General features: G+C 42.6%; 19 protein-coding genes. 17 read left to right on the top strand and 2 right to left on the bottom strand.

Annotated elements, in window-relative coordinates; all coding sequences use genetic code 11:
- The first annotated feature begins 73 nt into the window (after positions 1 to 73).
- Positions 74 to 667: a DUF3365 domain-containing protein gene (locus J0L60_16035; GenBank protein MBN8547640.1), complete on the top strand. Its 594-nt coding sequence runs from the start codon at positions 74 to 76 to the stop codon at positions 665 to 667.
- A 106-nt stretch (positions 668 to 773) separates the two neighbouring features.
- Here the strand turns inward: J0L60_16035 and J0L60_16030 are convergent, their stop codons facing one another.
- Both J0L60_16030 and J0L60_16025 read right to left on the bottom strand, forming a co-directional pair.
- On the bottom strand, positions 774 to 1,457 hold the full coding sequence (locus J0L60_16030) for a M15 family metallopeptidase (GenBank protein MBN8547639.1): 684 nt from the start codon (positions 1,455 to 1,457) through the stop codon (positions 774 to 776).
- Entirely contained in the window at positions 1,457 to 1,624 is a 168-nt protein-coding gene (locus tag J0L60_16025) for a hypothetical protein (protein MBN8547638.1), read from the bottom strand. The genes J0L60_16030 and J0L60_16025 overlap by 1 nt, the downstream gene beginning before the upstream one ends.
- Before the next feature lie 101 nt (positions 1,625 to 1,725).
- On the opposite strand from J0L60_16025, the gene J0L60_16020 reads away from it, so the two are divergent.
- From J0L60_16020 to ftsZ, 16 genes are all read left to right on the top strand, one after another.
- Entirely contained in the window at positions 1,726 to 2,931 is a 1,206-nt protein-coding gene (locus J0L60_16020) for an RsmB/NOP family class I SAM-dependent RNA methyltransferase (GenBank protein ID MBN8547637.1), read from the top strand.
- Between the two features lie 270 nt (positions 2,932 to 3,201).
- On the top strand, positions 3,202 to 3,669 hold the full coding sequence (mraZ, locus tag J0L60_16015) for a division/cell wall cluster transcriptional repressor MraZ (GenBank protein MBN8547636.1): 468 nt from the start codon (positions 3,202 to 3,204) through the stop codon (positions 3,667 to 3,669).
- Positions 3,653 to 4,576: a 16S rRNA (cytosine(1402)-N(4))-methyltransferase RsmH gene (gene rsmH, locus J0L60_16010; protein MBN8547635.1), complete on the top strand. Its 924-nt coding sequence runs from the start codon at positions 3,653 to 3,655 to the stop codon at positions 4,574 to 4,576. Before mraZ ends, rsmH begins: the two co-directional genes overlap by 17 nt.
- A 2-nt stretch (positions 4,577 to 4,578) precedes the next feature.
- Positions 4,579 to 4,911: a hypothetical protein gene (locus J0L60_16005; GenBank protein MBN8547634.1), complete on the top strand. Its 333-nt coding sequence runs from the start codon at positions 4,579 to 4,581 to the stop codon at positions 4,909 to 4,911.
- Positions 4,901 to 6,907, top strand: a complete 2,007-nt coding sequence (locus J0L60_16000; protein ID MBN8547633.1) for a transpeptidase family protein — start codon at positions 4,901 to 4,903, stop codon at positions 6,905 to 6,907. The genes J0L60_16005 and J0L60_16000 overlap by 11 nt, the downstream gene beginning before the upstream one ends.
- Position 6,908: 1 nt before the next feature.
- On the top strand, positions 6,909 to 8,375 hold the full coding sequence (locus tag J0L60_15995; protein MBN8547632.1) for a UDP-N-acetylmuramoyl-L-alanyl-D-glutamate--2,6-diaminopimelate ligase: 1,467 nt from the start codon (positions 6,909 to 6,911) through the stop codon (positions 8,373 to 8,375).
- A 9-nt stretch (positions 8,376 to 8,384) separates the two neighbouring features.
- The gene (locus J0L60_15990) at positions 8,385 to 9,767 is read left to right on the top strand and encodes a UDP-N-acetylmuramoyl-tripeptide--D-alanyl-D-alanine ligase (protein MBN8547631.1); all 1,383 of its coding nucleotides are present in this window, start codon (positions 8,385 to 8,387) and stop codon (positions 9,765 to 9,767) included.
- The gene (locus tag J0L60_15985; protein MBN8547630.1) at positions 9,768 to 10,877 is read left to right on the top strand and encodes a phospho-N-acetylmuramoyl-pentapeptide-transferase; all 1,110 of its coding nucleotides are present in this window, start codon (positions 9,768 to 9,770) and stop codon (positions 10,875 to 10,877) included.
- 4 nt (positions 10,878 to 10,881) lie between these two features.
- Positions 10,882 to 12,234 (top strand): UDP-N-acetylmuramoyl-L-alanine--D-glutamate ligase, encoded by a 1,353-nt coding sequence (murD, locus tag J0L60_15980; protein ID MBN8547629.1) that lies wholly within the window; start codon positions 10,882 to 10,884, stop codon positions 12,232 to 12,234.
- The gene (locus tag J0L60_15975) at positions 12,231 to 13,370 is read left to right on the top strand and encodes an FtsW/RodA/SpoVE family cell cycle protein (GenBank protein MBN8547628.1); all 1,140 of its coding nucleotides are present in this window, start codon (positions 12,231 to 12,233) and stop codon (positions 13,368 to 13,370) included. Before murD ends, J0L60_15975 begins: the two co-directional genes overlap by 4 nt.
- Positions 13,295 to 14,455, top strand: a complete 1,161-nt coding sequence (gene murG / locus J0L60_15970; GenBank protein MBN8547627.1) for an undecaprenyldiphospho-muramoylpentapeptide beta-N-acetylglucosaminyltransferase — start codon at positions 13,295 to 13,297, stop codon at positions 14,453 to 14,455. The genes J0L60_15975 and murG overlap by 76 nt, the downstream gene beginning before the upstream one ends.
- A gap of 12 nt (positions 14,456 to 14,467) precedes the next feature.
- A complete protein-coding gene (locus J0L60_15965) occupies positions 14,468 to 15,850 on the top strand; it encodes a UDP-N-acetylmuramate--L-alanine ligase (GenBank protein MBN8547626.1) in 1,383 nt (460 codons plus the stop codon).
- A gap of 3 nt (positions 15,851 to 15,853) precedes the next feature.
- The gene (locus J0L60_15960; GenBank protein ID MBN8547625.1) at positions 15,854 to 16,636 is read left to right on the top strand and encodes a hypothetical protein; all 783 of its coding nucleotides are present in this window, start codon (positions 15,854 to 15,856) and stop codon (positions 16,634 to 16,636) included.
- On the top strand, positions 16,608 to 17,912 hold the full coding sequence (gene ftsA / locus J0L60_15955; protein MBN8547624.1) for a cell division protein FtsA: 1,305 nt from the start codon (positions 16,608 to 16,610) through the stop codon (positions 17,910 to 17,912). The genes J0L60_15960 and ftsA overlap by 29 nt, the downstream gene beginning before the upstream one ends.
- On the top strand, positions 17,902 to 18,480 hold the full coding sequence (locus J0L60_15950) for a hypothetical protein (GenBank protein ID MBN8547623.1): 579 nt from the start codon (positions 17,902 to 17,904) through the stop codon (positions 18,478 to 18,480). Before ftsA ends, J0L60_15950 begins: the two co-directional genes overlap by 11 nt.
- A gap of 12 nt (positions 18,481 to 18,492) precedes the next feature.
- A complete protein-coding gene (ftsZ, locus tag J0L60_15945) occupies positions 18,493 to 19,797 on the top strand; it encodes a cell division protein FtsZ (protein MBN8547622.1) in 1,305 nt (434 codons plus the stop codon).
- Positions 19,798 to 20,289 lie beyond the last annotated feature (492 nt).

The raw sequence follows: 20,289 nt of genomic DNA, 5'->3' as shown, positions 1-20,289 counted from the left end.
GGTTGTTTTTATGAAAAATAGAAGCAACCTCTTTTATTTTTAAACATCCAATTACCATAACAAAGGAGAAATTATGCGTAACTTGATTGTGCTGACAATTCTGACAGCGTTTTTGCTGACAGGATGCATCAGAAAAGTTGAACCTAAGAAGGATGCAGCCCTCGAGGCGGCAAAAAAAGAGGCTTTATCCGCCGCCAATGGATATTTAAAAGAGTTGAAGAGTATACTTGTAAAAGAGATGAAAAGTGGCGGTCCGGAAGCAGCATTGACTGTTTGTTCAGATACGGCACAGGAATTTACGAACAAATATTCACGGGAGAAATCAATTGACATCCGGAGAGTCGCTTTCCTGAACAGAAATGACAAGAATGTTCCCGATGCTGGTGAGATGATGTGGCTAAAGGAATTTGAAAACATGATGAAAGGGAGCACCTTCAATAAAGATACCGTACTTTACAGAGTCGAAAAGAATGGAAATGAAAGAACCCTGCACCTGGTTAAACCGATTTTACTCTCGGAGGAGTGTGTGGTTTGTCATGGCACAGAAGAACAAATACCTGAAGGGATCAAAAAGATTTTGGCTGAAAAATATCCCGATGATAAAGCCGTAAATTTTAAACCCGGAGACCTGCGTGGGGCCGTCTCAGTCAAGCTAAAAATTAAATAAAATTTTTAAATAAATATTTCAAGTGTTACTTTCTTGAAAGCAATCTATTTATCTTTTTTGACTAATTGTTAAACCGGTTTAATAAAAGTAATACATTAACAAAAATTTAAAAACTTTTTACCCTTATTTTATCATAAAAGAAGTGCTGGTAATCCTGGTAAGGGATCCATTCACCACCCCAGGTCCAGCCATTTTCCTTAAAGATTTTATAGATAAATGATTTTTTGTGGATGGTGCCGGGTCTCTTAATGTCATACTTGGCACCTTTCGGAGAGATATGTTTCCCGGAGACAAAGGGGTTCCAGAAAGGATTTATATCTATTGCAAGTCCATTGGCGTGTTTGCTGATGCTCCGGGTTCCGGATACAAGCCGGTAATTAAAGCAGGAGGTATTGTTGTTTGCCATAGAGCTGCTGTCCGACCATTTATATTTACTCATTGGCTCGATTCTTTCGATTATAAAGCCCGAGTCAGCCAGTTGTTTGAATATTTTTGATATCGTTTGAGCGACATCTTTGTGGGTAATCAACCATCCTTTCTGTCTGACACTGTTTGTGTCGAGATACTCCACTTCCACAGCTTTCAGGATTTCGGAAAGCTTCTCCTTCTGCTTGTTGGTGATTAGTTTAAGTTTTACCATCGATTCAAGCTCCGACTTCAGGAACAGATCCGATGTATCAACAGACTCTGTCTTTACTTTACCGGGTTGTGCGACTGCAACTGTCGGCTGCTGTGAAATCGTGATTGAAAACAGGAAAACCGAGAGCAGGAAAAGGGGATAGTATGCCATCATTTCCTCATAAATTTGAAGTATTCCAAAAAGATGCCGATCAGTAGTGCCAGTCCAATGACAATTACTCCTGTTATTAAAGCATCGACAACAATCTTCGCAAGAAACATGGCAAGCAGAATGCCAAGAGTCAGGGTAAGTCCTAAAAATGTTCCGGGTTTTTTCATAATTCGGTTACTTGCTGTTAATCTGTTAAATTAGTCATATCAAATTTACTTTATTTTTCACTCTTTTTTAGAATCAATCCGGAGCCGGACAGTCCCACCTGATGAAAAAAATCCATAAAAACCTTGTAGAAGCTGTAATCAAGATCACGACGATGACCATTCTGGAGAACAGATACAGCGATTCCGTTATCTATTATGTACTTAAAACCAATCCGAAGTGGGGAGGCAGAGACAGGAAATTTATAGCAGAATCGTCATACGAAATAATAAGGCATCTCAGACTCCTTGCTTATGCAGCATCCACCGGGACAGAAAATGAGGAGCAAATCAGAAAAATTGTGACGGCCTATCTTTTCCTGAATCACCAGATAGATGAGGTAATGCTCGACGGTACAGGGTTGAAAAAAGAAAAACTTCTGCAACGGTTCGAGGAAGGGAAACAGATCAGAAAAATAAGGGAATCCGTGCCCGACTGGCTAGATGCCCTTGGGGAGCAGGAACTGGGAGCACGGTGGGAAAAGGAACTTATTGCCCTGAACAAACAGGCGGAAGTCATAATCAGGGTCAATTCACTCAGGACAAACAAAAGATATCTGACTGAAAAACTTGCCGAACAGGATATACCTGTAAAAGAAAATCCCGCATTCCCTGATGCGCTTATTCTCGAGAACAGAAAAAACATTTTTCTTACTGATGAATTTAAAAAGGGATTTTTCGAGATTCAGGATGCATCATCTCAAATGGTGGCATACTTTACCGGAGTACAGCCGGGTATGAGAGTGATCGATTCATGTGCCGGAGCAGGTGGCAAATCTCTTCATCTGGCAGCAGTAATGAAAAACAAAGGGAAAATACTCTCGCTCGATATCGAGGATAAAAAATTATTTGAGCTTAAGAAAAGAGCCAAGCGAAACGGAGTTTCGATAATAGAGACACGATTGATTGACAGTTCGAAGGTAATCAAAAGGCTTTCTGAAAGTGCTGATCTTGTTCTGCTTGATGTACCCTGCTCGGGGCTTGGTGTCCTGAAAAGAAACCCCGATGCCAAATGGAAACTCAAAAAAGAGAGAATTGAAGAGCTGATAAAAACTCAGGAGGAGATACTTTCCCTTCATTCCACGATGGTGAAGAAGGGAGGCACTCTCGTATATGTTACCTGTAGTATCCTTCCCTCAGAGAATGAGCGTCAGATAAAGAAATTTCTCGCTACACGCAAAGATGAGTTTGAATTGGTCGAGTCAAAATCAATTTCTCCGGCAGACTCCGGTTTTGATGGTTTCTATATGGCAAAGCTCAAAAAGAAGTAAAAATTCATCTCCAAAGTCCAAAATTCCAAATTCCCGTGATTTCATGGGAATTTGCCCCACATAAGAACAGTCCACTCCACAAGTTCTTCGATAAAACCTGTAAATCATTATCCTGACTACAATTAAAAGTTTCGTCTGTAAAATTATTTTAAAATAATTTAAAATTTGCTTGACTATTTGCTAAAAAATAAGTAAGTTTTGGGGTGAAGTGTGGAAAAGTGGGTAAACTGCCCACAAAACAAACCAAAAACAAACAAAAGGACCGCCTGAGTGTTCAAAGGACACTTTTTACATACTCTAGATTCCAAAAACCGAATCAGTATTCCTTCGAAGCTGAAGAAGTTTATCAGTCCGGCTGCTGAGAACACCCTGGTACTAACCAAAGGTGTGGGTCTGGATGAGGTAGGTCATTGTATCGATCTGTATCCTAAAGATTTATTTGCAAAGATCGAGGATAATCTCTCAAAGTTGAACCAGTACAATAAAAGTCATGCGAGATTCATTCGAATCTTTCTTCACAGCGCTGAAGAGCAGACTATGGATGGTCAGTCAAGAGTAATTATCCCGCCGCATCTCCTTGAATATTCCAAAATTGAGAAGGAAGTGCTGGTATTGGGTTCACTGAACAGAATCGAATTCTGGAATCCTGCGATCTACGAGCAATATGAAAAGGCTTCTGTGGACAGCTTTGAAAACATTGCCGAAAATGTGATGCAAATAAATGGACAAGTTTCATAGTCCTGTTCTCCTGAAAGAGTCTGTAGAATATTTAATAACAGACAAAGACGGAGCGTACTTCGACGGTACATTTGGTTTCGGTGGACATACGAAAAGGTTTCTTGAGAAACTTGATTCGGATGCTATAATAATTGGAACAGATCTAGATCAAACAGTCTTCAATAAATCGATGGAAGAGTTTTCAACTGACAGCCGGGTCAGGCTCTACAATTTTAATTTTACCAAAATTGGGATAGCTGCCAGGCTGGAACAGGTTGATGCGTTTTCCGGGATTTTTGCAGATCTTGGTGTTTCTTCCTACCAGCTCGATGAAAGCGACGAGGGATTTTCCTACAGAGTTACAGCACCCCTCGATTTGAGGATGAGCAAGTCAGAGGGAAAACCTGCCTCTGCAATAGTAAACAATGCAGAACCGGAAGAGCTCGCAAGGATCTTCAGGGAATATGGCGAGGAGATACAAAGTGGATTTCTGGCTAAGTTGATCGTAAAACAGCGACAAATAAAGCCGTTCAAGACCACAACCGATCTCGCAAAACTGTTGGAAACTGTTACACCTCAAAGGTTTTTGTTTAAAAGATTGTCCAGAGTGTTTCAAGCTCTTCGTATTGAGGTGAACGGGGAGCTTGATTCCTTAAAAGAATTTTTGAAGGAATCGATTACACTTCTGAAACCGGGCGGGAGGATTGTGATACTTACCTATCATTCTCTTGAGGACCGGATTGTAAAGGAATTTTTTAGAGAGGAAGAAAAGGGTTGTATATGTCCGCCGAATTTTCCGGTTTGCATCTGCAATAAAAAACCCTCTCTTAAGATTTTGACGAAAAAGCCCGTTTCTCCTTCCGTTGCCGAAGTGGAGGCTAACAGAAGAGCAAGAAGCGGAAAACTCAGAGCGGCTGAAAAAATCTGAACATGAAGAAGTCATACAAAAAAAATATCGCGTTATATCTCTCCTTTGCAATTGTCATTGCAGTGATGGCGTATTTTTATATCAGTATGAATATCGAAAGCAACAAATTGTCGAAACAAATTGATGACCTTAAATCGGAGATCAAAGTTGAACTCTCCGGAATCAATTCCAACAAGGCAATCCTCGACAAGCTGGTGTCAAAAGAATTTCTCGTCCCTCTGGCTGAATCCAAACTCAATCTTACAGTTGCAAATGATACAACAGCTCCAATTACCATTTCACGGGAGCAGGTTGAGGATTTGGAAGAAAGGATTAATCTGTTAAATGAGCACTAACAGAATCCTTCTCATCATCGGGGTAATGACCCTGTTTTTAGGGGTTTTGCTCACCAGACTGATTTTTATTCAAGTGGTGAAGGCTGAGGACTATTCCTATTTTGCAAACAAACAGCAGGTAGGGATTGAACCTCTTCTGCCTGAACGGGGATCGATTTTTGACAGGAATGGTACCATACTTGTCTATACCAAAAATGAAATATCGTTCTTTGTTGATCCGAAGCTTGCGAGGAAATATAAAAAGGATTCGGTCATCGCAAAAATACTCGCAGATTCGCTCGAGTTGAATTACGCTGAACTGAAAGCGAAGATTGACTCGTCGAACAAAACTTTTTGCATTTTAAAGAAGGTCGATGCGAAGAAAGCATTAAAGCTTAAAAATGTTGTAAAGGACGGACTATTTTACGAACCTGACCCTACACGCGTGTATGAGTACAAATCACTGGCATCCCACATAACGGGATTTGTGAACCGGGAGGGTAAGGGAACTGATGGTATCGAATCAAGCTTCAACGACCTGTTAAAAGGGAAAGAGGGAAGCCGATTCGTGTTGAAGGATGGAACCGGTGCCGTGATGTCGGTGCTCGAGGAAAATTACAAAGATGCGGTACCGGGTGACAACATAGGCTTAACCATCGACCGGGCAATTCAAAGAGCTCTCGAAATGGAGCTTGAAGCGGGGGTAAAGGCCGCCAAAGCCGAGAATGCAACCGGAATAGTGATGGACCCGAATACGGGGGAAGTGCTTGCGCTGGCTAATTATCCATCGTATGATCCTGAACTCTATATGAAATTCTCGGATGATACAAGAAGAAACAGAGCCATTTCCGATGTCTATGAACCGGGATCAACATTCAAAGGTATCGCAATCGCCGGAATACTTGATAAAAAGCTCGCGACTGTTTCCACTGTGGTTAATACTGAAAACGGCAGATACAATTTTATGGGGAAGGAAATAAAGGATCATCATGCGCAGGCTTCCATGACTGTGAGGGAGATAATCAGGTATTCGAGTAACATCGGAATGCTGAAACTCTCTCAAAAAATGGAAAAGAATGACTTTTATCAGTATTTGAGAAGTTTTGGTTTCGGAAATTATACTTATGCAGGATTACCCGGTGAAGTGAAGGGACGGCTCGGGCTGCCCGCTGAATGGTCAGGCACAACCAAAGGTTCAATTGCCTACGGATATGGAATCTCTCTTACTCCGATACAGTTGATTACTGCCTATTCAGCTCTTATAAATGGCGGGATTCTCTACAAACCGCTTCTTGTCAGAGAGATCAAGGATGTTAGAGGAAATATAAAAGAATTTAACAATCCCGTAAAAATCAGGGAAGTGATAACAGCAGAGACTTCGCAGATTATCCGTTCACTTCTCACCGATGTTGTGGAGAACGGAACAGGAAAAAAAGCGCGGATTGAAGGAATAAAAATCGGCGGTAAAACAGGAACCTCAAGAAAGATTGTTAATGGTGAATATTCGAAAGAACGCTACAACTCTTCTTTTATTGGATTTTTCCCTGCTGAAAATCCAAAGTACATCTGTCTGATCCTTGTGAATTCACCCAAGAGCATCGGAATCACAGGTGGAGAAGTGGCAGCTCCGGTTTTTAAGAATGTTGCCAAAAGGATTCTCGTTCTTGACAAGTCCATTGGGGGCAACCTGAAACTTGACAGCACGCCGGAGGAGAGTGATATCGAGATAATCAGTCCTGAAGGTGAGGCAGAGGAACCCGAAACAGAAATTAAAGAAGAAGTAAGAATAAAAAGAGTGGATGCCGGGAAGCTTGATACAAAAGAAATGCCGGACCTGAAGGGAGTTTCCCTGAAAGAAGCGATTGCCGTAGCAAAAAGACTTGATCTTGTGGTCACCTGGACAGGTAGCGGAAGAGTTATTGAGCAGAGTATAAAGCCCGGATCAGCAATACGAAAAAATTTAAAAATCAACCTGACACTGCAGGAAAAGCCGGTTTACGGTGCAAACATCTATTGACATGAGATTAAACGAAATATTAAACCATCTTTCAGTAATTCAATTAACCGGTGATTTCTTCGCGAAAGAGATCACCGGAATTCATTATAACTCTGCAAAGGTTACCAAAGACTCCATCTTTGTCGCAATCAAGGGATACAAGACCGATGGTCACCTCTACGCCCTTGATGCCTACAGCAAAGGCGCAGCAGCGGTAATTGTTGAAGACTTGCACTCAATTCCTGATGAAATATTCAGAAGAAGCGGTCAGGCAAAGATTGTTGTGGAAGACTCCAGAAAAGCACTCGCTCAACTCGCAAATGCCTATTATGGATTTCCTTCAAAAAACCTCCTCTTGTTCGGTGTAACAGGTACGAAAGGAAAGACTACCACGACCTTTATCATTAAACATATTCTTGAAAAAGCGGGACACAAAACCGGAATGATTGGCACCATCGCCAATATGATCGGCGATGAAAAAATTCCAACAGACCTGACGACTCCTGAATCAGTGGAGTTAAATGCACTTTTTGCAAGAATGAGGGCAGAAGGTTGTACCGCTGCCGTGATGGAAGCTTCATCACACTCGCTTTACCTTAAAAGGACATTTGGTCTCGATTTTGATGGAGCTGTTTTTACTAATCTTTCCAGTGAACACCGTGATTTTCACGAGACTATGGAAGATTATGCATCCGCAAAAAAGATTTTGTTCGACGGTTTGAAGAGCGGAGCACCTGCTGTTTACAATATTGATGACGAATATGGCTGCTTTATCTCAAAAGATACCGAAGGAAGAAAAATTGGTTTCGGCAAGACCGGTGGAAGTTACACAATCGAAAACATCAGCTATGATTTTTCAGGTACTTCATTCACTCTTCTTCACAACGGAATAAGAGTCGATTTGAGAACTTCCCTCGTTGGTGAGTTCAATGCATACAATGCCGCGGCTGCTTATGTCCTTATGGTCGAAGCTGGATTTGACAGGGAACTTGTAGCTGCCGGTATATCAGAAGCACCACAGGTTGATGGCAGGTTTGAACTGATTCAAAAAGGGGACAAAAAAGTTTTGATTGACTATGCACACAGTCCCGGAGCTCTTGAGCAGGTGTTGATCAGCATCAATAAACTTGCAGGAAATTCCCCGATTTTTACAGTTGTGGGATGCGGTGGAAACCGCGACAGGACAAAGAGACCTGTAATGGGAAAAATTGCCTCAGACATGTCTACCAAGGCGGTAATCACAAGTGATAATCCCAGAGACGAAGATCCGATTGCTATTATAAACGAAGTTACAGCAGGCATCCAGAAGGACAATTTTGTCGTATATGCCGATCGTGAAGAGGCTATCAAAAGAGCGATAACTGAAAGTCCTGAAAATGCAATCATACTGGTAGCCGGCAAGGGGCACGAGGATTACCAAATAATTAAAGGAGTCAAGAGCCATTTCTCAGACCGCGAAATTGCAAATAAATATTTATCTCAAATCTGATAAAACAAGATGATCACAGTAAAAGATATTCTTGAAACAAGCAACAGTGAATTCAAATCTGCGAATATTGATGAAAATACACATTTTTCATCCGTTGTGATTGATTCAAGGAAGGTTACTCCGGGTTGTCTTTTTATCGCGATAAAGGGAGAGAAGTTCGACGGTCACGATTTTATAAGTGAAGTCCTTGATAAGGGAGCAGGATGTGTAGTTGTGAAAAAATCACGCTATGCTCCGGTGGCACGGTCTGGTGCTCCCGTTATCGGTGCTCCCGATACAGTGGGAGCATTAGGGAGTATTGCGGGAGCATGGAGATCAAAACTTGGTGCCACCGTTATAGGAATTACGGGCAGCAACGGTAAAACCACCACCAAGGACATGGTGGCTACACTTCTCCGGACAAAATACTCGACAGTTGCAACAGTGGCAAATAACAATAATCACATCGGTGTGCCACTTACTCTGCTTGATGCAAAGTATGAGACAAAGTTTGTAGTCTGCGAGACAGGAACAAATCATTTTGGGGAAATAAGATATTCTGCGAATATCGCTCAACCTGACATTGCAACCATTACGAATATTGGTGACTCTCATCTGGAGTTCCTTATTAACAGAAAGGGAGTCAGAAAAGAAAAGGAAGCTCTGCTCGAGATTACTGCTGCCAGGGGTGGAAAGGTCATTCTAAACTGTGATGATCCTTTCCTTAAGAGGATGACAAAGGAATATCCAAACGCAATAAAAATTTCGATAAAAAACCGTATGGATGTTTCCGGTACTGTCTTAAACTATTCCGAATCCGGTCTGCCGGTAATGAAAATAGAAGCCGGCAACAATTCAGTGAGATTTGAACTTCCTTTGTACGGTAAAAAAAATTGTGATAATGCACTAATGGCTGCTGCAATTGCCCTTGAGTGTGGAATGACTCTTGAAGAGATTGGTAAGGCTTTCAGTCTGGTAAAAGCTCCCAAGGGAAGAATGAACAGAAGTACCCTCGACGGTTTTGATGTAATTGATGATACCTATAACGCAAATCCTGAAAGCATGAAAAGTGCGTTTGAAGCGATGAAAAAGGATATCATCCATGAGAGAAAAATCGCGATTCTCGGCGACATGTTCGAACTCGGTGAAAATGCTGTGCAGATGCATATTGATCTGGTGCACTCCATAAAGAAGGGGAGAATAAAAACCATTTTTCTCACCGGGAAGAATATGAAGCACCTCCACTCCGCAGCAAAAGCAGAGGGTATTAATTCAACATACTTCGCTTCCAAAGAGAAGATGATAGAGTACTTGAAAAATTATGAATTTAGAAACTCCCTTGTTCTCGTGAAAGGGTCGCGAGGCATGCAGATGGAGGTAATTGTTAATTTCCTTAAAGAAAAAGGCAATTAGATGCTTTATTATTTACTGGATTACCTGAACAAAACTTTTAACCCTCCCGGTCTGGACATGATTAAATTCCTGACTTTCAGATCTGCGATTGCAGCCATTACCGGGCTTTTCATGGCATTTTATTTTGCTCCGAAAATCATCAAGGCATTACAAAAGCATCAGATTGGTGAGAAAATAAAGGATTTTGGTCCCCAGTCGCATTTCAGTAAAGCCGGTACACCGACCATGGGCGGACTTATCATTCTGGTATGCGTCTTTATTCCTGTGATACTTTGGGGAGATTTGAAGAGCACCTACATCTGGCTGTTGTTATTAGGTACACTTTTACTCGGTGGTGTCGGATTTCTGGATGACTACCTGAAAGTTGTAAAAAAGATGCGAAACGGACTTATTGCCCGTTATAAACTCGCCGGACAGGTTTCTGTCGGGTTGCTCGTTGGTGCCGTGATGTATTTTTCACCTGAGTTTGCTGATGTACAGGGATTGACAACCATTCCTTTCTTTAAGGATTTGAATCTTGATTTGTCGTATCTCTACATTCCGGCGATAATTTTTATTATCACAGCTACTTCAAATGCGGTAAATCTGACTGACGGACTTGACGGACTGGCAATTGGTTTGACAATAATTGCAATGCTGGCACTCGGTCTGATAAGCTACATCTCGGGAAATGCGATTTACTCCGATTATTTGAATATTCTTTATCTGCCCGGATCGGGAGAACTTACAGTATTTATTGCAGCACTTATCGGAGCAGGACTTGGCTTTTTGTGGTTCAATTTTTATCCCGCTCAGGTATTCATGGGAGACACAGGAAGTCTTGCACTCGGTGGTGCCTTGGGAATAATTTCGGTAATGGTAAGGAAAGAGCTTCTGCTTCCGTTTCTGGCAGGTGTGTTTTTCTTCGAGACCATCTCGGTAATTATTCAGACCTCATACTTCAAATACACGAAGAAAAAAACAGGGGCTGGAAAAAGAGTTTTCAAGATGGCACCAATTCACCATCATTTTGAAGAAATTGGATGGGCAGAACCCAAAATAGTCGTCAGATTCTACATAATTGGAATCATTCTGGCGATCATCAGTTTAACATCGTTTAAGATCAGGTAAGCCTGTGACAAGTTACAAAGGAAAGAAAATCTCAATTATCGGTGCTGCCAGAAGCGGTGAAGCTGCGGCTTATCTGGCTGCAAAGCTGGGTGCAGTTCCTTTTGTCAGTGACAGCGGAGCACCTGAAAAAACTGCGGATGTCACCACAAGATTGAAGGCTGCGGGAATTGAATTTGAAGCAGGAACCAACAGTGAGAGAGTTTATGATTGTGATTTGATGATAGTATCTCCCGGAGTGCCACTTGAATCAGCAGTTGTTCTCGAGGGGAAAAAGAGAAATATCAGGATGATCAGCGAGATCGAATTTGCCGCATCCGTGTGTAAAGGAAAAATTTACGCGATCACCGGAACTAATGGAAAAACCACAACCACTTCGCTGCTCCATCATATTTTTTCTCTCTCAGGGAAAAAATCTTTTTCTGCGGGAAATATCGGTATAGCATTTTCGGAAATAGCTCTGGAATGCGAGACAGACAGCCTGGTGGCTCTGGAAGTGTCAAGTTTTCAACTTGATTTGATTGAAAAATTCAAACCAAACGGTGCTGCAATTCTGAACATAACACCTGATCATCTGAACAGGTACGAAAACAAGTTTGAAAATTACATCGCCTCGAAGTACCGGATTGTGGAAAATCAGACCGGAAGCGATATTTCACTTTACAACGCTGACGATGAAGTATTGCAAGAAAATGGTTACAAGGGAGCTTCACTCAGATTCTTTTCCACAAAAAAGGAAGTTGACAACGGCACTTATCTTTCGCATCCGCGATTAGTCACAAGGATTGGCGGAAATTTTATCTTTTCGTTTGATATAAACGACCTGCAGATTAAAGGTGAGCATAATCTTGCAAACGCTGCTGCGGCAATTACGATGGCGATTGATGCCGGTATCGACAAAAAAGTAATTGAACAGGGTCTGAAGTCGTTTAAGGCGGTTGAACACAGGCTTGAACCCGTTCCATCAAATGACGGGATTGTGTACATCAATGACTCCAAAGCGACCAATGTGGACTCGGTTGTTTACGCTCTTAGAAGCTTCGATTCCCCGATTATTCTTATACTTGGCGGACTTGATAAAGGGAACAACTACGATTTGATCCGTGATCTGGTCTCCAAAAATGTGAAAAAGATTTATGCGATTGGTGACTCTGCATCAAAAGTATATGACTATTTCTCAAAAATTGTTGAAGTCGAACTCGTTGGAAGTCTGGAAGAATGTGTGCAAAAGGGACACTACGAAGCCCAAAAAGGGGAAGTGGTACTTCTCTCTCCTGCATGCGCAAGTTTTGACATGTTCAAGAGCTACGAGCATCGTGGTGAAGTTTTTAAATCTGCAGTGAAGGAGATTGCCGGTTGAAATTTTATGCTTTCATGATTCTGATAGTTTCGATAGCACTGGTCCTTTTTGGATCGATGCTCGTTCTTAGTGCCAGCAGCACTTTTTCAGACATGAAGTTTGACAATCCCCAGCATCTTTTTTGGGGACACATTGGCAAGGCGATTGGTGGCATCGTAATAATGTTGATTTTGATGCTTGTTGATTATCACTGGTATAAGAAATACAGCAAATGGGTGTTGATCGGTGGAATTGGTCTGCTGATAATGACATTTATGTTTGCTCCGTCAATCAAGGGATCACTCAGATCGATCAGTATTGCGGGCATTTCCTTTCAGCCTGTGGAACTCGTAAAACTTGCTCTTTTCATTCATCTGGCTGCAATGCTGGAAAAAGTCGGAGACGACATTACCGATTTGAAAAAGGGTGTCATCAATCCAATGATCTGGATTATGACAGTGGCGGGTCTGGTTTTTCTTCAGCCCAATGTCAGCAACGGTGTTCTGATTCTTGCAATCGGGATTACGGTACTTTTTGTTGCCGGCATCCAGATCAAACACTTTTTGTCGTTTGCTGCCTCGGCTGCCACACTGGCTCTTGCCTATGCACTTATTAGACCCCACTCATTGAAGAGGATTGCTTCACATGTTGGTGTAGTGTTTGGAAACGGGGATTTTCATCCTCAGGTGTTGCAATCACTATACGGACTTGGAAGCGGTGGTTTTTTTGGAGTAGGATTGGGAAACAGCGCACAGAGAAATCTGTTTCTGCCCGAAGCCTACGGAGATTTTATTTTTGCAATCGTGGGTGAGGAAGCGGGTCTTTTGGGTACAGTGCTGGTGTTGCTTGGCTACGGTACAATTCTGGTTTTTGGAATACTGATAGCAAAAAATGCAAAAGACAAATTTGGAAAACTGCTCGCGTTTTCAGTTTCATTTTCAATCGCACTTTACGCTTTCGTAAATGCGGCCGTGGCAATTGGTGTATTTCCCGTTACAGGTCTGCCGCTGCCGTTGATAAGTCACGGGGGAACCGCTATTATTATTGTTTGTGCATCACTTGGTATTCTCCTGAACATCGGTTGGACAGCAATTCCAAAAGAAGCAAAAGTGAAGGAACCAAAAGAGGCAAAAACCTGGCAGGAACAGACAGTATGAGGATCATGTTCACGGGCGGAGGAACCGGGGGACACATTTTCCCTGCAATAGCTGTTGCTGAACGGGTCAGGGACATGGTTCCCGATTGTGATATTCTCTTCCTTGGCACCAGGGATAAAATAGAGGGAAAGGTTGTTCCTGCAGCCGGATTTAAGTTTAAAAGTATCTGGATTTCCGGTTTTGCAAGAAAAAGCATTAAAGAAAATCTGCTTTTCCCTGTGAAGCTGGTGGTGAGCATAATTCAGTCGATAGTAATTGCGATGAAATTCAAACCACAGGCGATAGTTGCAACGGGTGGATATGTTTCGGGTCCTTCAGTAACAGGTGCTCACATCATGGGTGCAAAAGTATTTTTGATTGAGCCAAACAGTTATCCGGGAATTACAACACGGTTTCTGGAAAAAAAAGCAACAGAAATACACCTGATGTTTAAGGATGCAGCCTCTTTTCTGCGGATGAAGGAAAGAATTCTTGTAACCGGCAATCCGGTCAGAAAGAGTCTGACAGCGGTATCCAGAGAACAATCCCGCAAAAAACTGGGGATCGGGCTCGACAGAAAAGTTTTACTGGTGATGGGTGGAAGTCTTGGAGCAAAGGCAATCAATAATACAGTTGCAGCTTCCCTACAGAAACTCAAAGAAGCGGGAATATTTTTATTGTGGCAGACGGGAGCATCATCGTTCGAGGAATACAGGAAATATGAATCGGAGGATGTGAAGGTTCTCTCCTTTATTGATGATGTAAACGAAGTTTATGCCGCGGCAGATCTGGTGACAGCCAGAGCGGGAGCCACGACGATTGCAGAGCTTATCTATTTGAAGAAACCGGCTATACTTGTTCCATTTCCTTATGCTGCTGAAAATCATCAGTATAAGAATGCCCGGTCAATGTCCGATGAGGGTGCTGCGGTTCTGATAGAAGAGAAGGAAATTTCCCTCCGTCTTGCGGATGAAATTGTAAATCTGATCTCCGCAACCGGACGGCTTGAAGAAATAAAGAAAAATCAGGAAAGAATTGGCGGAATTGACGCCGCAAAAGAGATCGCTGGCAGAGTGGTAAATGCCTGCAGATCCGGAATTATTTAGTTAGAGGATTGAATGTTTTCAAAATTTACTAAAGTGCATTTTGTTGGTATTGGTGGAATTGGAATGAGCAGCATTGCTGAGATTCTGATTTCGAAGGGATTTGAAGTATCGGGTTCCGACAAAAATAAGAGTGACATTACAGAAAGACTCGAATCAATTGGTGCGACAGTCTATGAAGGACACAGTGCATCCAATATCAAAGATGTTGATGTGGTAGTCTATTCTTCTGCCGTTGTGGAATCGAATCCCGAGGTTCAGGAAGCAATTCACAGAAATATCCCTGTGATAAAAAGATCTGAAATGCTCGCCGAAACGATGAGAATGCAAAAATACGGCATCGGAATCGCAGGTACTCACGGTAAAACAACCACCACTTCAATGACGGGACTCGTGCTCACCGAAGCAGGAATTGATCCCACCATTATAGTTGGTGGCAAGCTTTCGGGACTTGGCGGAACGAACGCACGACTCGGAGCAGGTGACTTTATCGTGGTCGAAGCCGATGAATTTGACAGAACCTTTTTGAAATTGATGCCGGCAATAGCAGCAATCACTACTCTCGAGAGGGAGCATCTTGATACCTACAGGGATCTCGATGACATAAAAGGTGCATTTATTGAGTTTGCAAACAAAGTGCCTTTCTATGGATTTGTTGTTCTGTGCATGGATGAACCTGCACTTCTGGATATCAGACCATACATAAACAAAAGAGTGATCACTTACGGCATTACACCGCAGGCGGATCTTCGTGCAGTTAATATCGTGCATGACGGCTACAAAACGAAATATACGGTCGTTTACAATAAAAAAGTGCTCGGCGATATAACAATTAAGGTACCGGGACTGCATAATGTTAAAAATTCACTGGTAGCGGTAACTATAGCTCTCGAACTGGAAGTCCCATTTGAAGTTATCAAAACCGCCTTGGAGCGTTTTAATGGAGTTTACCGTCGTTTTGAAGTGAAGTATGACAAGGAAATTATGGTAGTTGATGATTACGGACATCATCCGACTGAGACAACTGCCACTTTGGAAGGAATCAGAGCCGGCTGGCAAAGACGACTCGTTTCAGTTTTTCAGCCTCACCTCTTTTCAAGAACGCGTGATTTCTATCAGGAATTCGGAAGGTCTTTCCTCAATTCTGATATTTTCATTTGCACAGATATATATCCCGCGCGGGAAGAACCCGTGGAAGGGGTAACAGGTCAACTGGTTGCAGATGCTGCACGGAAAATGGGACACAAAAATGTTATTTATGTCCCAAACAAAGAGGATGTACCGGCTGTTCTACAGAAAATTACGGAACCCGATGATATCGTGGTAACGCTGGGAGCAGGTGACATTTGGAAGTATGGTGAAAAATTTGTTGAACTGTACACTTCCGGTCTGAAATAGCCGATGAAAAAAAGCAGGATTATCCCCGCACTCATTCTTCTTGTCATTCTGGCAGCCGGAGCTACGGCTCTGCCGGGGCTCTTTATGAAGAAGGAGATAGAACAAAAAATTACGGGGTATCAGTTGACGGGAGCATCAATGCTCACACCTGAAGATTATATCAGGTTTACAAAATCGTCACCTGAAAAGGGTGAATTTCCACCCCTTAATGTCCTTTACGACAGATTGTTGAACCACCCGTATTTGAAAAGTGTGGAGATGCAGCTTGGAGAAGAGGGGATTGTAAAGATAACAGTTGTTGAAAAAGAGATTGTTTTGTCGGTTTATTCCGGTGACAAACTGATGCTCATATCAAAAGAGCTGGAATTGCTCCCTTTGATGGGCGAATTGAAAAATTTTGACTGGCCTGTGATTCGCAATACGAAGGTTAATAAAGCCGGTTATTTCAGGATATTTCCGGATTCCACGATTTTACCGGGGTATAAAATAGCCAAAGCCTGCCGTTTGATTGGCGGTTCGATGGCTACAAGTCTCTCCGAGATTGATTTAAGACAGGGTGGCGACATCGTTCTGGTTTTTTCCGATATGAAACCACCTGTCATTTGCAAGAAAAAAGGGGTTGCCGAGCAGATTCTTATTCTGAAGCAAATCAGAGATATGAGTGAACAGCTCTCCCTTAATAAAGAAATTGAATACATAGACCTGAGGTATTCCGGAAAAATATTTTTGGGCAAGACGAAGAAAATGGAAAAGAAAGATGAAAAACGAGATAATAACAGGGCTTGACATCGGTTCTACCAAAGTTCGTGCCGTAATAGCCGAAAAAATTGACCGAAACAGGTTCAAGATTCTTGGCAGTGGCGAGGCAGATTGTGACGGATTGCTCAAAGGAGAAGTAAGTAACATCATCAGCACCGCAGAATCGATTAAAAATGCCGTAAAAGCGGCAGAAGCTGAAGCCGGGGTGGAAGCAACAAACATTGTGACCGGTATTTCGGGCGAAAATCTGAGCAGTATACGGTCGAGAAACTATGTAAGCATTACAAACGATGAACAGGTTGTAACGGTTGATGATCTTCGCCGCCTGAAATCTGACATACAGAGTATTTCATTTTCGAAGGATATGACCATACTTCATATTCTTCACGAAGAGTTTTTTGTCGACAGACAGGGAAGTGTATCCAAACCGCTGGGAGTCGCATGCTCGAGACTGGAGGCAGCCAATTATGTGGTGATGGGTTCTTCAGGAGCTATCCATAATATTCGAAAAGCTGTAAAAAAAGCCGGGTATGAAGTTTCTGATCTGAAGATGCAGTCACTTGCTTCAGCGTCGGCAGTACTCGAACCCGCGGAAAAGGATCTCGGAATTCTGATGATCGACATCGGCTCGGGATGCACAGATGTACTGATTTATCAGGGGAATGCGATACGGTTTTCGAGAGTTTTTGGCATTGCAGGTAACCGCGTTACCCTCGATATCAAAGAGTTTTTAAGCGTTATTGAGGAAGAAGCAGAGTTGTTGAAACTGGATTACGGTTATGCGACTGAATCCGCAATCATAAAAGACGATCTGATCACAGTTAAGGGTGTAGGTCCCAGACCAAGCACCAAGATACCTGTAAGTCTGCTCACACAAATAATAAAAAGCAGAGTGGCAGAACTCTTTAAGATGATCAACAACGAACTTGAAAAAGCTGATGTAAAAAACAAAATCAGGGCGGGAATTGTAATCACCGGCGGTGGAGCCTGGCTAAAAGGGATAACTGATCTTGCGGAGCAGGTTTTTGGTGCTCCCGCGAGAATAGGTCTTCCTGATGAAAGTCATTTCGAGGGAGAATTCGGGAAGCTGAACAAACCCGATTATTCGTCGGTTCTCGGACTTCTATTGCCAATCGAAGAAGATTTTTCTTCGGACGATGAAGACGAGGAACCGAAGAAAAAGAAGGGATTCTTCACCAGAAATAAAGCTGAAAAACCCGTGAAACAAGACTCGAAGACAAAAAGCAGGAGCAAATTCAAAGATTTTCTCTCTCAAATAAAAAGTCAGTTTGATGATCTCTAAACACCCGGTAATCTTTGTAATTGGAAAGCTCCTCTCGGATCATCTCGAGAGCGTCAGTGCAAAATTTCTTGACAAGGTAAAGTTCGTTTTTGTCGGAACCGATGAAAATGAGTTGAAAAATTACAGTGCCGGGAAGAAACTTATTGTCAATGAGGGAATCAGGGATTTTTATGTTGATGATTCGATACTCTTTCTGAATCAGAAGGAATTTGATAATCTGCAGAAAGCCATCCTCTTTTTGTTGGGTGAATCGACTTCCATGATCGTTCTGTTTACAGCAGAAGATCCGCTTGCATTGTCTGTCACTCCGATGCTGGTAAGGGCATCTGAAGAGACAGGAACTGACCCAAGTTTTATCGCAGTGAAACTGCAGAGCCATGAAGATAGAGTAACAACGGAGAATCTCGAGTTCTTTCTTAAAAACGGGTATAGACTATATATGCTCGAGAAAAACGACGGTGATTTTTTGCTGAAAGCTAATGAAGAAAAGTCAAAGAATGAATTGCTGATGAGTGTCATCAATTCTTTAGTCAAAAGTTTTAAACAGGCTGAATTAAAAAACTTATAGTACGGAGGTATTATGCCATTTGCAACATTAGAAACACAAGTACCAGTTCTGCGCGCCAATCTTAAAGTAGTCGGTGTCGGTGGAGGAGGATGCAACGCAATAAATTCCATGATTAAACAGGGAATTTCAGGCGTCGAGTTCATCGCCATCAACACAGACGCTCAGAGCCTTGACTCAAATCTTGCCACAAAAAAGATAACCGTTGGAACCAAGATTACCAAAGGTCTTGGAGCCGGAGCGAATCCTGAAGTTGGGAAAGCTGCCGCTGAGGAAGACCGTGCCCGGATTGAAGAGGCACTCGTCGGAGCCAACATGGTTTTCATTACGGCAGGAATGGGTGGTGGTACAGGAACCGGTGCCGCACCAATTGTGGCTCAAATAGCCAAACAAAACGGTGCTCTTGTTGTTTCGATTGTTACCAAACCTTTCAACTACGAAGGACCGACAAGAAAGAAAAATGCCGAGTCGGGATTGTTGGAGTTGAAGAAGCATGTTGACAGTTTGATCATCATTAAAAATTCAAAACTGCACGAGCTGCTTGATAAAAATCTTCCCGCTTTTTCGGGATATGACAAGCCAAACGAAATTTTGTATGAAGCAACAAAAGGAATCGCAGAGATCATCACTTTCGAAGGAAAGATAAATGTCGACTTTGCTGATGTGAAGACCGTTATGGAATCGAGTGGAATGGCACTGATGGGTACCGGAACAGCCACGGGTGATAACCGTGCAATAGAAGCCGCTCAGAAAGCAATTTCAAGTCCTCTTCTCGAAGGGATGGATATCAGAGGTGCGAAGGCAATGCTCGTCAATATCACTGCATCATCAAATTTGACCATGCACGAAGTGGAAGAAGGTATGGCTACCATACTGGATGCCACCGGAGAAGATGTTAATGTGATTTTCGGTCTGGTGGAAAAGGAAGAGATGAAGGATTATGTTTCATTTACAGTGATTGCAACCGGATTTGATTCGGCAGTTGCAAAACCGACAAGCAATCCCGAGATGATTCGTACAGCAGTTCCGAACCCCGTGGTTGGCATGCCTCAAGCCCCTGTCGTTCCACAGGTTGAGACTCCAAGGGCTCCACAGATACCGCAGGTTCAAATCAACAGTGATGATATCAATATTCCGGCGATACTTCGTGACGGCAGAATGGGTGTTTCAGCAGGCGTTCCCGAGCAGAAAACCTTCAGTTTCTCCGAAACGAGAAAAGAGAATATCAATGAACTTAAGTTCAAAAGCAATCCGAATTCAGTACCGAAAGAGGAAGAAGAAGACAGAAGTGCTGCATTTCTGCGTAATATAATGGACTGATTTTCTACTTACACACGCTAAATACCTCCGTTTGGACGGTGTGCAATTCAGCCGGCACACCGCTCCAAACATTATTTATCCATCCCCTTGGTAGCCCAAAAGTTTCGATATATACAACTGTAAAAAGCCGCAGAGATCACAGAGATTTTTTAGGACGCGGATTCACGCAGATTTTGCGGAGTTACGCAGAGAAGGAAAAGCCCTTGCGGCGACATATGGGTAGAACCGCAAGTACCCCCTCCAAGAAAGCCCTTGCGGCGACATATGGGTAAAATTACCCCCGTAGCGGGGTTTGATATTCGTAGATGATCACCGAACTACAAATAATTCTACCCCCGTAGCGGGGTTGAATGTTCAGCCCTTATGGCGATATATGGGTAGAACCGCAGGTACCCCCTTCAAAAAAGCCCTTGTGGCGATATATGGGTAGAATTACCCCCGTAGCGGGGTTTGATATTCGTAGATGATCACCGAACTACAAATAATTCTACC

The organism is Ignavibacteria bacterium, assembly GCA_017302895.1.
Taxonomy (GTDB): domain Bacteria; phylum Bacteroidota; class Ignavibacteria; order Ignavibacteriales; family Ignavibacteriaceae; genus UTCHB3.
The sequence above is the reverse complement of the archived record's forward strand: the minus strand, read 5'-3'. Positions and strand labels throughout refer to the sequence as shown.

Excerpts from the sequence above, each read along its gene's own strand:
- ftsZ (MBN8547622.1), top strand. The coding sequence starts at position 18,493 with ATGCCATTTGCAACATTAGAAACACAAGTACCAGTTCTGCGCGCCAAT.
- J0L60_16035 (MBN8547640.1), top strand. The coding sequence starts at position 74 with ATGCGTAACTTGATTGTGCTGACAATTCTGACAGCGTTTTTGCTGACA.
- J0L60_15990 (MBN8547631.1), top strand. The coding sequence starts at position 8,385 with ATGATCACAGTAAAAGATATTCTTGAAACAAGCAACAGTGAATTCAAA.
- J0L60_15985 (MBN8547630.1), top strand. The coding sequence starts at position 9,768 with ATGCTTTATTATTTACTGGATTACCTGAACAAAACTTTTAACCCTCCC.
- J0L60_16020 (MBN8547637.1), top strand. The coding sequence starts at position 1,726 with ATGAAAAAAATCCATAAAAACCTTGTAGAAGCTGTAATCAAGATCACG.
- J0L60_16025 (MBN8547638.1), bottom strand. The coding sequence starts at position 1,624 with ATGAAAAAACCCGGAACATTTTTAGGACTTACCCTGACTCTTGGCATT.
- ftsA (MBN8547624.1), top strand. The coding sequence starts at position 16,608 with ATGAAAAACGAGATAATAACAGGGCTTGACATCGGTTCTACCAAAGTT.
- J0L60_15965 (MBN8547626.1), top strand. The coding sequence starts at position 14,468 with ATGTTTTCAAAATTTACTAAAGTGCATTTTGTTGGTATTGGTGGAATT.
- J0L60_15960 (MBN8547625.1), top strand. The coding sequence starts at position 15,854 with ATGAAAAAAAGCAGGATTATCCCCGCACTCATTCTTCTTGTCATTCTG.
- J0L60_16030 (MBN8547639.1), bottom strand. The coding sequence starts at position 1,457 with ATGGCATACTATCCCCTTTTCCTGCTCTCGGTTTTCCTGTTTTCAATC.
- J0L60_16005 (MBN8547634.1), top strand. The coding sequence starts at position 4,579 with ATGAAGAAGTCATACAAAAAAAATATCGCGTTATATCTCTCCTTTGCA.
- J0L60_16000 (MBN8547633.1), top strand. The coding sequence starts at position 4,901 with ATGAGCACTAACAGAATCCTTCTCATCATCGGGGTAATGACCCTGTTT.
- J0L60_15995 (MBN8547632.1), top strand. The coding sequence starts at position 6,909 with ATGAGATTAAACGAAATATTAAACCATCTTTCAGTAATTCAATTAACC.
- J0L60_15950 (MBN8547623.1), top strand. The coding sequence starts at position 17,902 with ATGATCTCTAAACACCCGGTAATCTTTGTAATTGGAAAGCTCCTCTCG.
- rsmH (MBN8547635.1), top strand. The coding sequence starts at position 3,653 with ATGGACAAGTTTCATAGTCCTGTTCTCCTGAAAGAGTCTGTAGAATAT.